15 protein-coding genes are annotated in these 12162 nt (G+C 53.9%); 13 read left to right on the top strand and 2 right to left on the bottom strand.

The window, feature by feature from the left end; all coding sequences use genetic code 11:
- Window positions 1-71: 71 nt before the first annotated feature.
- Window positions 72-1976: an ABC transporter ATP-binding protein gene (locus tag F0319_RS12995; protein ID WP_149367136.1), complete on the bottom strand. Its 1905-nt coding sequence runs from the start codon at window positions 1974-1976 to the stop codon at window positions 72-74.
- A 138-nt stretch (window positions 1977-2114) separates the two neighbouring features.
- On the opposite strand from F0319_RS12995, the gene kefG reads away from it, so the two are divergent.
- From kefG to slyD, 4 genes are all read left to right on the top strand, one after another.
- Complete coding sequence (gene kefG, locus F0319_RS12990) at window positions 2115-2666, top strand: glutathione-regulated potassium-efflux system ancillary protein KefG (RefSeq protein ID WP_014885493.1); 552 nt, start codon at window positions 2115-2117, stop codon at window positions 2664-2666.
- Window positions 2666-4471, top strand: a complete 1806-nt coding sequence (gene kefB / locus F0319_RS12985) for a glutathione-regulated potassium-efflux system protein KefB (protein ID WP_149367135.1) — start codon at window positions 2666-2668, stop codon at window positions 4469-4471. Before kefG ends, kefB begins: the two co-directional genes overlap by 1 nt.
- A 13-nt stretch (window positions 4472-4484) precedes the next feature.
- Window positions 4485-4685, top strand: coding sequence for a YheV family putative zinc ribbon protein (locus F0319_RS12980; protein ID WP_010436300.1), 201 nt, complete (start codon window positions 4485-4487; stop codon window positions 4683-4685).
- A 94-nt stretch (window positions 4686-4779) separates the two neighbouring features.
- Entirely contained in the window at window positions 4780-5370 is a 591-nt protein-coding gene (gene slyD, locus F0319_RS12975) for a peptidylprolyl isomerase (RefSeq protein WP_008503010.1), read from the top strand.
- Window positions 5371-5421: 51 nt separating this feature from the next.
- Here slyD and F0319_RS12970 read toward each other — a convergent pair whose 3' ends face one another.
- A complete protein-coding gene (locus F0319_RS12970; protein ID WP_008503009.1) occupies window positions 5422-5640 on the bottom strand; it encodes a protein SlyX in 219 nt (72 codons plus the stop codon).
- A 238-nt stretch (window positions 5641-5878) separates the two neighbouring features.
- Between F0319_RS12970 and fkpA the strand changes: the two genes are divergently transcribed.
- The 9 genes from fkpA to F0319_RS12925 form a co-directional block, all read left to right on the top strand.
- Window positions 5879-6700, top strand: a complete 822-nt coding sequence (fkpA, locus tag F0319_RS12965; protein ID WP_111963789.1) for an FKBP-type peptidyl-prolyl cis-trans isomerase — start codon at window positions 5879-5881, stop codon at window positions 6698-6700.
- 165 nt (window positions 6701-6865) lie between these two features.
- Window positions 6866-7588, top strand: coding sequence for a helix-turn-helix transcriptional regulator (locus tag F0319_RS12960; protein ID WP_003861697.1), 723 nt, complete (start codon window positions 6866-6868; stop codon window positions 7586-7588).
- Window positions 7588-7974, top strand: coding sequence for a sulfurtransferase complex subunit TusD (gene tusD, locus F0319_RS12955; RefSeq protein ID WP_111963790.1), 387 nt, complete (start codon window positions 7588-7590; stop codon window positions 7972-7974). Before F0319_RS12960 ends, tusD begins: the two co-directional genes overlap by 1 nt.
- On the top strand, window positions 7974-8333 hold the full coding sequence (tusC, locus tag F0319_RS12950) for a sulfurtransferase complex subunit TusC (RefSeq protein ID WP_111963791.1): 360 nt from the start codon (window positions 7974-7976) through the stop codon (window positions 8331-8333). The genes tusD and tusC overlap by 1 nt, the downstream gene beginning before the upstream one ends.
- 7 nt (window positions 8334-8340) lie before the next feature.
- Entirely contained in the window at window positions 8341-8628 is a 288-nt protein-coding gene (gene tusB / locus F0319_RS12945) for a sulfurtransferase complex subunit TusB (protein WP_045909310.1), read from the top strand.
- A gap of 124 nt (window positions 8629-8752) precedes the next feature.
- Window positions 8753-9127, top strand: a complete 375-nt coding sequence (gene rpsL / locus F0319_RS12940) for a 30S ribosomal protein S12 (RefSeq protein ID WP_000246815.1) — start codon at window positions 8753-8755, stop codon at window positions 9125-9127.
- A 96-nt stretch (window positions 9128-9223) separates the two neighbouring features.
- On the top strand, window positions 9224-9694 hold the full coding sequence (gene rpsG / locus F0319_RS12935) for a 30S ribosomal protein S7 (RefSeq protein WP_004106370.1): 471 nt from the start codon (window positions 9224-9226) through the stop codon (window positions 9692-9694).
- A gap of 96 nt (window positions 9695-9790) precedes the next feature.
- Window positions 9791-11905, top strand: a complete 2115-nt coding sequence (gene fusA, locus F0319_RS12930) for an elongation factor G (RefSeq protein ID WP_008503004.1) — start codon at window positions 9791-9793, stop codon at window positions 11903-11905.
- 69 nt (window positions 11906-11974) lie between these two features.
- Window positions 11975-12162, top strand: a 188-nt coding sequence (locus F0319_RS12925) for a GTP-binding protein (protein ID WP_044347782.1), incomplete at its 3' end; no start/stop codon positions are given.

Genomic DNA, 12162 nt, shown 5'->3' with positions numbered 1-12162 from the left:
CGAATTGTACCCCGTTTAAGCTGGATTTCCGAACCCGGTACGGATTCTGTTCTTAAAACGGGGTAAACAGGTCAGTCAGCCTGCAGCATCGCTTCCAGCTGTTCCTGCGCGTCGAGCCACGCCATCTCACACTCTTCAAGGCTGGATTTGGTCTTCGCCTGGGTTTGCAGGCAGTCCGTCAGTTCAGCTTTACGGCTCTGGTCATACAGGCCGCTGTCGCCGAGCTTCTCTTCAACATCGGCAAGCGTGGCGTTGAGCTTTTCCATCTCTTTTTCGAGACGGGCAATCTCTTTACGCAGCGGCTGCGTCTGGGTGCGCAGCTCCGCTTCACGGCGCTTCTGGTCTTTACGTGCCTGCGCGCTGTTGGCGTTGTCTTTCGCTGACTCTTCCGGCTGGTTCTCCTGCTTCTGCACGTCCGTCAGCCACTGCTGGTAGTCTTCCAGATCGCCATCGAACGGTTCCACTTTGCCATCGTGCACCAAGTAGAGATCGTCCGTGGTGGAGCGGATCAGGTGACGGTCGTGCGAAACCACAACCAGCGCGCCTTCGAACTCAATCAGCGCTTCGGTCAGCGCCTGACGCATATCGAGATCCAGGTGGTTGGTCGGTTCATCGAGTAGCAGCAGGTTCGGACGCTGCCAGACGATCAGCGCCAGCACCAGACGGGCTTTTTCGCCCCCGGAGAAGCGCTCGGTGTTTTCAGTGACCTTATCGCCCTGGAAGCCGAAGCCGCCGAGGTAGTCGCGCAGCTTCTGCTCCATCTCCTGCGGCGCCAGACGCGCGAGGTGCTGAATCGGGGATTCATCCGCGCGTAAAAATTCCAGCTGATGCTGGGCGAAGTAACCCAGCTTGATGCCCTTCGCCAGGCCAATTTCACCCTTGACCGGGTTAAGCTCGCCCGCCAGCAGTTTGATCAGCGTCGATTTACCGGCACCGTTGCGTCCCAGCAGACCAATACGTGAACCCGGCACCAGGTTGAGCTTGATGGAGTCGAGAATAATGCGGTCGGCATAGCCCGCGCTGACTTTTTCCATCTTCAGCAGCGGGTTCGGCAGGCTTTCCGGGGCGCGGAAGCTGAAATGGAACGGGTTGTCGACGTGCGCCGGGGCGATCATCTCCATGCGTTCCAGCATCTTGATGCGGCTCTGGGCCTGCTTCGCTTTTGAGGCTTTGGCCTTGAAGCGATCCACGAAGCTCTGCAGGTGCGCCACGCGCTGCTGCTGGCTTTCGTACATGGACTGCTGCTGGGCAAGGCGCGTCGCGCGCTGGCGCTCGAAGGAGCTGTAGTTGCCGGTGTACTCGAACATCGTTTGCTGTTCGATATGAATGATTTTATCCACCACCGGGTCGAGGAAGTCTCGGTCGTGGGAGATCAGAATCAGAGTGCCCTGATAGCTCTTGAGCCACTTCTCCAGCCAAATAACCGCATCGAGATCGAGGTGGTTAGTCGGTTCATCGAGCAGCAGCAGGTCAGAGCGGCAGATCAGCGCCTGCGCCAGGTTGAGGCGCATACGCCAGCCGCCGGAGAAGTCGCTGACCGGGCGTTCCAGCTGTTCATTGCTGAAGCCCAGGCCGTGCAGCAGGCTGGAGGCGCGGGAGCGAATGGTCCACGCGTCAATGGCGTCCAGCTTGCCGTGAACGGTGGCGATGGCGTGGCCGTCGTTGCGCTCGTTAGCGGCGTTAAGTTCCGCTTCGAGCTTACGGTACTCACGATCGCCGTCGATAACATAGTCGAGTGCCGGTTCGCTCAGCGCGGGCGTCTCCTGGTTCACCCAGGCGAGCTGCCAGTTCCCCGGGAAGGTGAAGTTACCGCCATCCGCGCTAATCTCGTTTTTCAGCAGCGCCAGCAGGGTGGATTTACCACAGCCGTTTTTGCCGACCAGACCCACTTTCTGGCCCGGGTTGATGGTAGCAGTGGCGTTATCCAGCAGGACGCGCACGCCGCGACGAATTTGTAACGAGGAGAAAACAATCATAGAAGCGCCGTATGTTCCGACTATGTTAATTTGTCATTATGATAATGTAAGGTGTGGGCCATTTTCCGCACCGGGCCGCCATGGTAGCCCAAAACAACAACGATACACAAAAACAGAAACAAGACCGGGAGGGGAATGATGTCTCAGACAGCAAAAGTGCTGCTGCTGTATGCCCATCCGGAATCTCAGGACTCGGTGGCAAACCGGGTGCTGCTTAAGCCGGCCACACAGCTCAGTAACGTGACGGTGCACGATCTCTACGCGCACTATCCTGATTTCTTTATTGATATTCCTTACGAGCAGGAACTGCTGCGTCAGCATGACGTGATTGTGTTCCAGCATCCGCTTTATACCTACAGCTGTCCGGCGCTGCTCAAAGAGTGGCTGGACCGCGTGCTGAGCCGGGGCTTCTCCAGCGGGGTGGGGGGCAACCAGCTGGCGGGAAAGTACTGGCGTAGCGTGATTACGACCGGTGAACCCGAAAGCGCTTACCGCCACGACGGGCTGAACCGTTATCCGATGAGCGACATTCTGCGGCCTTTCGAGCTGACGGCGGCCATGTGCCGTATGCACTGGATGAGCCCGATTATTGTCTACTGGGCCCGTCGTCAGGATCCGAAAGAACTGGCCAGCCACGCCAGAGCCTACGGTGAATGGCTGGCGTCACCGATTCCGGCAGGAGGTCGTTAATGGAAGGATCGAATTTGCTCCTCGCCGGGGTGCTGTTTTTGTTTGCGGCCGTCGTCGCGGTGCCGCTTGCTGCACGTATTGGTATCGGTGCGGTACTGGGGTATCTGCTGGCGGGGATCGCGATTGGCCCCTGGGGACTGGGATTCATCAGCGATGTAGATGAAATTCTCCATTTCTCCGAGCTGGGCGTGGTGTTCCTGATGTTCATCATCGGCCTTGAGCTGAACCCTTCTAAATTGTGGCAGCTCCGACGCTCCATCTTTGGCGTGGGTGCCGCGCAGGTGGTGTTCAGCGCCGCGATTCTGGGGGGCCTGTTAATGCTGACGAATTTCTCCTGGCAGGCGGCGGTGATAGGCGGGATAGGCCTTGCGATGTCGTCAACGGCGATGGCCCTGCAGCTGATGCGCGACAAAGGGATGAATCGCAACGAAGCCGGTCAGCTGGGTTTTTCGGTACTGCTGTTTCAGGATTTAGCGGTGATCCCGGCGCTGGCGCTGGTGCCGCTGCTGGCGGGCTCCGGCGACGACCACTTTGACTGGGCGAAAATTGCCATGAAGGTGCTGGCCTTCGCGGGGATGCTGATTGGCGGACGTTTTCTTTTACGTCCTGTGTTCCGCTTTATTGCCGCGTCGGGCGTGCGCGAGGTCTTTACGGCCGCGACGCTGCTGCTGGTGCTGGGGTCGGCATTGTTTATGGATGCGCTGGGGCTGTCGATGGCGCTCGGGACCTTTATCGCCGGGGTGCTGCTGGCGGAGAGCGAGTATCGGCACGAGCTGGAAATTGCCATCGATCCCTTTAAAGGGCTGCTGTTAGGCCTGTTCTTTATTTCGGTGGGGATGGCGCTCAACCTTGGTGTACTCTATACCCATCTGCTGTGGGTGATAGTGAGCGTCGCTATCCTGGTGGCGGTGAAAACGCTGGTACTGTACGTCTTGGCACGCATTTACGGCTTGCGCAGTTCGGAACGCATGCAGTTTGCCAGCGTGTTAAGCCAGGGCGGTGAGTTTGCGTTTGTGCTGTTCTCCACCGCATCTTCCCAGAAGCTGTTTAAAGACGATCAGATGGCGCTTTTGCTGGTGACGGTCACGCTGTCAATGATGACCACGCCGCTGCTGATGAAGCTGGTGGATAAACTCCTGTCGCGCCGCCTGAACCCGTCAGACGATGAAGACGAAGCGCCGTGGGTAGAAGATGATAAGCCCCAGGTTATCGTGGTGGGCTTTGGCCGCTTTGGACAGGTGATCGGACGTTTGCTGATGGCGAACAAAATGCGCATTACGGTGCTGGAGCGTGATATCAGCGCGGTCAACCTGATGCGCAAATACGGATATAAGGTTTACTACGGCGATGCGACCCAGCTCGAGCTACTGCGCTCGGCGGGGGCAGAAGCGGCAGAGTCCATCGTGATTACCTGTAACGACCCGGAAGACACGATGAAGCTGGTGGATCTGTGCCAACAGCATTTCCCGCATCTGCATATTCTGGCGCGTGCGCGGGGACGTGTTGAAGCTCACGAATTATTGCAGGCGGGGGTGAAACACTTCTCCCGTGAGACGTTCTCCAGTGCGCTGGAGCTGGGGCGCAAGGCGCTGATCTCGCTTGGCATGCATCCGCATCAGGCGCAGCGAGCCCAGATGCACTTCCGCCGGCTGGATATGCGGATGCTGCGCGAGCTGATGCCGGTACATACCGATACGGCGCAGATCTCCCGCGTGCGGGAAGCGCGTCGCGAGCTGGAGGAGATCTTCCAGCGCGAGATGCAGCAGGAAAGACGCCAGCTCGATGGCTGGGATGAATTTGAATAAAGGGTAACGAAAGATGGCTGTACGTAAACGCTTTATCGCGGGTGCAAAATGCCCGACCTGCCAGGCGCAAGATACCCTGGCGATGTGGCGGGAAAATAATATTGATGTTGTTGAGTGTGTTAAGTGCGGTCACCAGATGCGTGAGGCCGACAAAGAGGCCCGCGATCACGTTCGCAAAGAAGAGCAAGTGATCGGCATTTTTCATCCAGACTAGCGATATGCTCTGAGTTTTTTTAAGCTTAAGGGTACACGGGTGCAGATTTCCGCTACAATCTGCGCCAGCAATTTTCCCACGCTCAGGAGATATCATGAAAGTAGCAAAAGACCTGGTGGTCAGCCTGGCCTATCAGGTACGTACAGAAGACGGTGTGTTGGTTGATGAGTCTCCGGTGAGTGCGCCGCTTGACTACCTGCATGGTCACGGTTCCCTGATTTCCGGCCTGGAAAACGCGCTGGAAGGTCATGAAGTTGGCGACAAATTTGACGTTGCTGTAGGCGCGAACGACGCTTACGGTCAGTATGACGACAACCTGGTTCAGCGCGTTCCTAAAGACGTGTTCATGGGCGTTGACGAACTGCAGGTTGGCATGCGCTTCCTGGCTGAAACTGACCAGGGTCCAGTTCCTGTTGAAATCACCGAAGTGGAAGATGACCACGTCGTGGTTGACGGTAACCACATGCTGGCTGGCCAGAACCTGAAGTTTAACGTCGAAGTTGTTGCGATCCGTGAAGCAACCGAAGAAGAGCTGGCTCATGGCCACGTTCACGGTGCGCACGGTCACGACCATGACCACGATCACGGCCACGACGGCTGCTGCGGTGGTCACGGCCACGACCATGGTCATGATCACGGCCACGGTAAAGGTGGTTGCGGTAACGGCGGCTGCGGCTGTCACTAATTCCGCCATGCGGAAAATAAAAAAGCGGGATAATCCCGCTTTTTTTACGCCTCAATAATGAGGAGGTGGCGTCTCTTCTGACTGAGAGGCAATGTTCGACGGCTGCGTAGCCTTCAGCTTTTCCGTCAGCAGGCGCATATGATCCCGCAGTTTTGCCATTTCGAGTTCATGTGCGGTCACGGTCTGGTTTAGCTCTTCGATGGTGATGTCCTGAAAAGCCAGGCGGCTTTCCAGCTCAGCCATTCTCGCTTCTATCGTTGTATCCTTCATCATTCACCTCGTTTGTTTCAGATTCACCATAATGGCACTGCGGCGGCGCAGTTTAACTGAGTTTATCCTTAAGTACAGTCTGCATCCCCTTGGCAGGAAACTTATTTAAACAAAAATAGTCTGAAAAGTGGCGAGAATTGGAAGTGTCTGTCTGTAGATTTCTTCCGCAACGTTTTATAGTACGTAACTCATTTACGTTTAACGCTGGGGTGAGAGTCCCCAGGCCCTGGAGATATGGATGAAATCACTGTTTAAAGTAACGCTGCTGGCGACGACGATGGCTGTTGCGCTGAACGCGCCGCTGTCATTCGCTGCTGATACTGCTGCGAAGCCTGCTGCCACTGCAGACAGCAAAGCGGCGTTCAAAAATGACGACCAGAAATCCGCCTACGCACTTGGCGCATCTCTGGGTCGTTACATGGAAAACTCTCTGAAAGAACAAGAGAAGCTGGGCATCAAACTGGATAAAGCTCAGCTGATAGCGGGCGTTCAGGACGCATTTGCAGATAAGAGCAAGCTGTCTGATCAGGAAATTGAGCAGACTCTGCAGGCGTTCGAAGCGCGTGTGAAGGGCGCCGCGCAGACTAAGATGGACGCGGACGCTAAAGACAACGAAGCGAAAGGCAAAGCCTACCGCGATACCTTCGCTAAAGAGAAGGGTGTGAAAACCTCTTCTACTGGCCTGGTGTACAAAGTTGAGAAAGAAGGCACCGGCGATGCGCCTAAAGACAGCGACACCGTTGTTGTGAACTACAAAGGTACGCTGATCGACGGTAAAGAGTTCGATAACTCTTACACCCGTGGTGAGCCGCTCTCCTTCCGTCTGGATGGTGTGATCCCTGGCTGGACTGAAGGCCTGAAAAACATCAAGAAAGGCGGCAAGATCAAGATGGTCATCCCACCGGATCTGGCCTATGGCAAAACCGGCGTTCCGGGAATCCCAGCTAACTCGACGCTGGTCTTTGACGTAGAGCTGCTGGACATCAAACCGGCACCGAAAGCGGATGCTAAAGCGGACGCACCTGCTGAAGAAAAAGCAGCGACAGACGCTAAGAAGTAATGTGATAAAAACCGCCGCCTTTCAGGCGGCGGTTTTTTTATTGTGGGGCAGATATAATTAACACTGGAAAGCGCTATACACGCTGTATTAATTTAGTTGTCCGTGTAGATAATGAGCCTGCCCTGAAAACCTAACGACAGGCTCCTGAAAAGGAGTGTTTTTTTCATGTCCAGGTCGCTTTTAACCAACGAAACCAGTGAACTTGATTTACTGGATCAACGTCCTTTCGATCAGACCGACTTCGATATTCTGAAATCCTATGAAGCGGTAGTGGACGGGTTAGCGATGCTCATTGGCTCCCACTGCGAAATCGTATTGCACTCCCTGCAAGATCTGAAGTGTTCCGCCATCCGCATTGCGAATGGTGAGCATACTGGCCGTAAAATTGGTTCGCCAATCACCGACCTTGCATTGCGTATGTTGCATGACATGACCGGCGCGGACAGCAGCGTCTCCAAATGCTATTTCACCCGTGCCAAAAGCGGCGTGCTGATGAAATCAGAAACTATCGCGATTCGAAACCGCGAGCATCGTGTGATTGGGCTGCTGTGCATCAACATGAACCTTGATGTGCCTTTCTCGCAGATCATGAGCACCTTTATTCCACCAGAAACGCCGGATGTTGGCTCTTCTGTTAACTTTGCCTCTTCCGTCGAAGATCTCGTCACACAGACGCTTGAGTTCACCATTGAAGAAGTGAATGCCGATCGCAACGTCTCGAACAACGCCAAGAATCGCCAGATCGTGCTCAATCTCTATGAGAAAGGGATTTTTGATATTAAAGACGCCATCAACCAGGTGGCCGATCGTCTGAACATCTCCAAGCACACGGTCTACCTCTATATTCGCCAGTTCAAAAGCGGTGATTTCCTGGGACAAGACAAGTAATGCGTTTTGCGTTAATGGTGACAGGACCTGCGTACGGGACTCAGCAGGCCAGCAGCGCGCTGCAGTTTGCGCATGCGCTGCTGGCGGCCGGACATGAGCTGGCGAGCGTCTTCTTCTATCGGGAAGGGGTGTACAATGCGAACCAGTTTACGTCGCCGGCGAGCGATGAGTTCGATCTGGTGCGCGGCTGGCAGGCATTAAACGAAAAGCAGGGCGTAGAACTGCACATCTGCGTGGCGGCGGCACTGCGCCGCGGCGTAACCGATACAACCGAAGCTGCGCGTCTTGGTTTATCGGGTTCTAACCTGCAGCCCGGTTTTTCGTTAAGTGGTCTGGGCGCGCTGGCACAGGCGGCGTTAACCTGCGACAGAGTGGTGCAATTCTGATGAAGCGCGTGGCATTTGTTTTTAAGTCTGCGCCGCACGGCAGCGCTTCTGGCCGAGAAGGGCTGGATGCGTTACTTGCAACGTCCGCGCTGACCGAAGATATCGGCGTCTTCTTTTTGGGGGACGGGGTGTTTCAGCTTCTGGCTGGGCAACAGCCTCAGGCCATTCTGGCACGGGATTACATCGCTACCTTTAAAGTGCTGCCGCTGTACGACATCGAAACCCTTTATGTCTGCGCCGATTCGCTGGCCGCTCGCGGTTTGGATGATAAGACGCCTTTCGTGCTGGATGTGACAGTCCTGTCTTCTGCTGCATTGCGCGAACACCTTTCCCACTACGACACCGTTCTGACTTTCTGAGGCTAACATGCTCCATACTCTGAGCCATTCACCGTGGCAATGTGATATCGACGCGTTACTGAGTATGCTGCGCGACGGTGATGACCTGCTGCTGATTCAGGATGGCGTACTTGCTGCACTGGAAGGCAGTCGTTTCGTTGAAATTCTCACGAATGCCCCCATAACAGTCTCTGCGCTGAAGGACGATCTGGATGCGCGGGGTCTTTCTGGTCAAATTTCAGCCAAAATTGACGTGGTTGGCTATACTGATTTCGTCAATCTTACTGTGACGCACGCCAGTCAAATGAACTGGTGATTTGAGATCGCTGTATATTTCTTGACACCTTTTCGACGTAGCCCTAAAATTTCGCGTCCTCATATTGTATGAGGTCGTTTTATTACGTGTTTACGAAGCAAAAGCTAAAACCAGGAGCTATTTAATGGCAACAGTTAACCAGCTGGTACGCAAACCACGTGCACGCAAAGTTGCGAAAAGCAACGTGCCTGCGCTGGAAGCCTGCCCGCAGAAACGTGGCGTATGTACTCGTGTATATACCACCACTCCTAAAAAACCAAACTCCGCACTGCGTAAAGTATGCCGTGTGCGTTTGACTAACGGTTTCGAAGTGACTTCCTACATTGGTGGTGAAGGTCACAACCTGCAGGAGCACTCCGTGATCCTGATCCGTGGCGGTCGTGTTAAAGACCTTCCGGGTGTTCGTTACCACACCGTTCGTGGTGCGCTGGACTGCTCAGGTGTTAAAGACCGTAAGCAGGCTCGCTCCAAGTACGGCGTGAAGCGTCCTAAGGCTTAATGGTTCTCCGTTAAGTAAGGCCAAACTGATTTATCTTAATGTCACACTAAACTCTTTGAGTTTTGGACAATCCTGAATTAACAACGGAGTATTCCCATGCCACGTCGTCGCGTCATTGGTCAGCGTAAAATTCTTCCAGATCCGAAATTCGGATCAGAACTGCTGGCAAAATTTGTAAATATCCTGATGGTAGATGGTAAAAAATCTACTGCAGAAGCAATCGTATACAGCGCGCTTGAGACCCTGGCTCAGCGTTCTGGTAAAAATGAACTGGAAGCTTTCGAAGTCGCTCTCGACAACGTTCGCCCAACTGTAGAAGTTAAGTCCCGCCGCGTTGGTGGTTCTACTTATCAGGTTCCAGTTGAAGTTCGTCCGGTTCGTCGTAATGCCCTGGCAATGCGTTGGATCGTTGAAGCTGCTCGTAAACGCGGTGATAAATCCATGGCTCTGCGTCTGGCGAACGAACTTTCTGATGCTGCAGACAACAAAGGTACTGCAGTTAAGAAACGTGAAGACGTTCACCGTATGGCAGAAGCCAACAAGGCGTTCGCACACTACCGTTGGTAATCCCTTCGGAGTCTTAGTCACCAGGCGGGCGCTTCAGAGAAGCCGCCCGCTCTGGGTAACTTAACTGAACGCCTAAAGATATAAACGAGGAATCAAATGGCTCGTACAACACCCATCGCACGCTACCGTAACATCGGTATCAGTGCGCACATCGACGCCGGTAAAACCACTACTACCGAACGTATTCTGTTCTACACCGGTGTAAACCACAAAATCGGTGAAGTTCATGACGGCGCAGCCACCATGGACTGGATGGAACAGGAGCAGGAGCGTGGTATCACTATCACCTCCGCAGCGACTACTGCATTCTGGTCAGGTATGGCTAAGCAGTACGAACCGCATCGCGTAAACATCATCGACACCCCAGGGCACGTTGACTTCACCATCGAAGTAGAACGTTCCATGCGTGTTCTTGACGGCGCGGTAATGGTTTATTGCGCAGTTGGTGGTGTTCAGCCACAGTCTGAAACCGTATGGCGTCAGGCGAACAAATATAAAGTTCCACGCATCGCGTTCGTTAACAAAATGGACCGTATGGGTGCTAACTTCCTGAAAGTTGTTGGCCAGATCAAAACCCGTCTGGGCGCGAACCCTGTTCCGCTGCAGCTGGCAATTGGTGCTGAAGAAGGCTTCACCGGTGTTATCGACCTGGTGAAAATGAAAGCCATCAACTGGAACGATGCAGACCAGGGCGTTACCTTCGAATACGAAGATATCCCAGCTGCAATGCAGGACCTGGCTGACGAATGGCACCAGAACCTGATCGAATCCGCTGCTGAAGCTTCTGAAGAGCTGATGGAGAAATACCTGGGTGGTGAAGAACTGACTGAAGAAGAGATCAAAAAAGCTCTGCGTCAGCGCGTTCTGAACAACGAAATCATCCTGGTAACCTGTGGTTCTGCGTTCAAGAACAAAGGTGTTCAGGCGATGCTGGATGCGGTAGTTGACTACCTGCCATCCCCGGTTGACGTTCCTGCGATCAACGGCATCCTGGACGACGGTAAAGATACTCCGGCTGAGCGTCACGCAAGCGACGAAGAGCCATTCTCTGCACTGGCGTTCAAAATTGCTACCGACCCATTCGTGGGTAACCTGACCTTCTTCCGCGTTTATTCTGGTGTGGTTAACTCCGGTGACACCATCCTGAACTCCGTGAAAGCGGCGCGTGAGCGTTTTGGCCGTATCGTACAGATGCACGCTAACAAACGTGAAGAGATCAAAGAAGTTCGTGCGGGCGACATCGCTGCAGCTATCGGTCTGAAAGACGTGACCACTGGTGACACTCTGTGTGACCCTGATCACCCGATCATTCTGGAGCGTATGGAATTCCCAGAGCCGGTAATCTCCATCGCAGTTGAACCAAAAACCAAAGCTGACCAGGAAAAAATGGGTCTGGCTCTGGGCCGTCTGGCGAAAGAAGACCCATCATTCCGCGTATGGACTGATGAAGAATCTAACCAGACCATCATCGCTGGTATGGGTGAACTGCACCTGGACATCATCGTTGACCGTATGAAGCGTGAATTCAACGTTGAAGCGAACGTGGGTAAACCTCAGGTTGCTTACCGCGAAGCGATTCGCGCGAAAGTTACCGACATTGAAGGTAAACACGCTAAGCAGTCTGGTGGTCGCGGTCAGTACGGTCACGTTGTGATCGACATGTACCCACTGGAGCCGGGCTCTAACCCGAAAGGTTACGAGTTCATCAACGACATCAAAGGTGGTGTAATTCCTGGCGAATACATCCCTGCCGTTGATAAAGGCATCCAGGAACAGCTGAAAGCGGGCCCTCTGGCTGGCTATCCGGTTGTTGACATGGGTGTTCGTCTGCACTTCGGTTCTTACCACGACGTTGACTCCTCTGAACTGGCGTTTAAACTGGCTGCGTCTATTGCCTTTAAAGAAGGCTTTAAGAAAGCAAAACCAGTTCTGCTTGAGCCAATCATGAAGGTTGAAGTAGAAACTCCTGAAGAGAACACCGGTGACGTTATCGGTGACTTGAGCCGTCGTCGCGGTATGCTGCGTGGTCAGGAATCCGAAGTAACTGGCGTTAAGATCCACGCTGAAGTTCCGCTGTCTGAAATGTTCGGATATGCGACTCAGCTGCGTTCTCTGACCAAAGGTCGTGCATCATACACCATGGAATTCCTGAAGTATGATGATGCGCCTAACAACGTTGCTCAGGCCGTTATTGAAGCCCGTGGTAAGTAATCCACAGGATTAAAACCTAAGTCCCGTGCTCTCTCCAGAGGGGAGAGCACTATAGTAAGGAATATAGCCGTGTCTAAAGAAAAATTTGAACGTACAAAACCGCACGTCAACGTTGGTACTATCGGCCACGTTGACCATGGTAAAACTACCCTGACTGCTGCAATCACTACCGTTCTGGCTAAAACCTACGGTGGTTCTGCTCGTGCATTCGACCAGATCGATAACGCACCAGAAGAAAAAGCTCGTGGTATCACCAT

It is taken from the genome of Enterobacter vonholyi (genome assembly GCF_008364555.1).
GTDB classification, from domain to species: domain Bacteria; phylum Pseudomonadota; class Gammaproteobacteria; order Enterobacterales; family Enterobacteriaceae; genus Enterobacter; species Enterobacter vonholyi.
The sequence above is the reverse complement of the archived record's forward strand: the minus strand, read 5'-3'. Positions and strand labels throughout refer to the sequence as shown.

Coding starts and splice junctions, on each gene's coding strand:
- F0319_RS12995 (WP_149367136.1), bottom strand. CDS start 1,976: ATGATTGTTTTCTCCTCGTTACAAATTCGTCGCGGCGTGCGCGTCCTG.
- rpsL (WP_000246815.1), top strand. CDS start 8,753: ATGGCAACAGTTAACCAGCTGGTACGCAAACCACGTGCACGCAAAGTT.
- slyD (WP_008503010.1), top strand. CDS start 4,780: ATGAAAGTAGCAAAAGACCTGGTGGTCAGCCTGGCCTATCAGGTACGT.
- tusB (WP_045909310.1), top strand. CDS start 8,341: ATGCTCCATACTCTGAGCCATTCACCGTGGCAATGTGATATCGACGCG.
- tusD (WP_111963790.1), top strand. CDS start 7,588: ATGCGTTTTGCGTTAATGGTGACAGGACCTGCGTACGGGACTCAGCAG.
- kefB (WP_149367135.1), top strand. CDS start 2,666: ATGGAAGGATCGAATTTGCTCCTCGCCGGGGTGCTGTTTTTGTTTGCG.
- kefG (WP_014885493.1), top strand. CDS start 2,115: ATGTCTCAGACAGCAAAAGTGCTGCTGCTGTATGCCCATCCGGAATCT.
- F0319_RS12960 (WP_003861697.1), top strand. CDS start 6,866: ATGTCCAGGTCGCTTTTAACCAACGAAACCAGTGAACTTGATTTACTG.
- tusC (WP_111963791.1), top strand. CDS start 7,974: ATGAAGCGCGTGGCATTTGTTTTTAAGTCTGCGCCGCACGGCAGCGCT.
- F0319_RS12970 (WP_008503009.1), bottom strand. CDS start 5,640: ATGAAGGATACAACGATAGAAGCGAGAATGGCTGAGCTGGAAAGCCGC.
- F0319_RS12980 (WP_010436300.1), top strand. CDS start 4,485: ATGGCTGTACGTAAACGCTTTATCGCGGGTGCAAAATGCCCGACCTGC.
- rpsG (WP_004106370.1), top strand. CDS start 9,224: ATGCCACGTCGTCGCGTCATTGGTCAGCGTAAAATTCTTCCAGATCCG.
- fusA (WP_008503004.1), top strand. CDS start 9,791: ATGGCTCGTACAACACCCATCGCACGCTACCGTAACATCGGTATCAGT.
- fkpA (WP_111963789.1), top strand. CDS start 5,879: ATGAAATCACTGTTTAAAGTAACGCTGCTGGCGACGACGATGGCTGTT.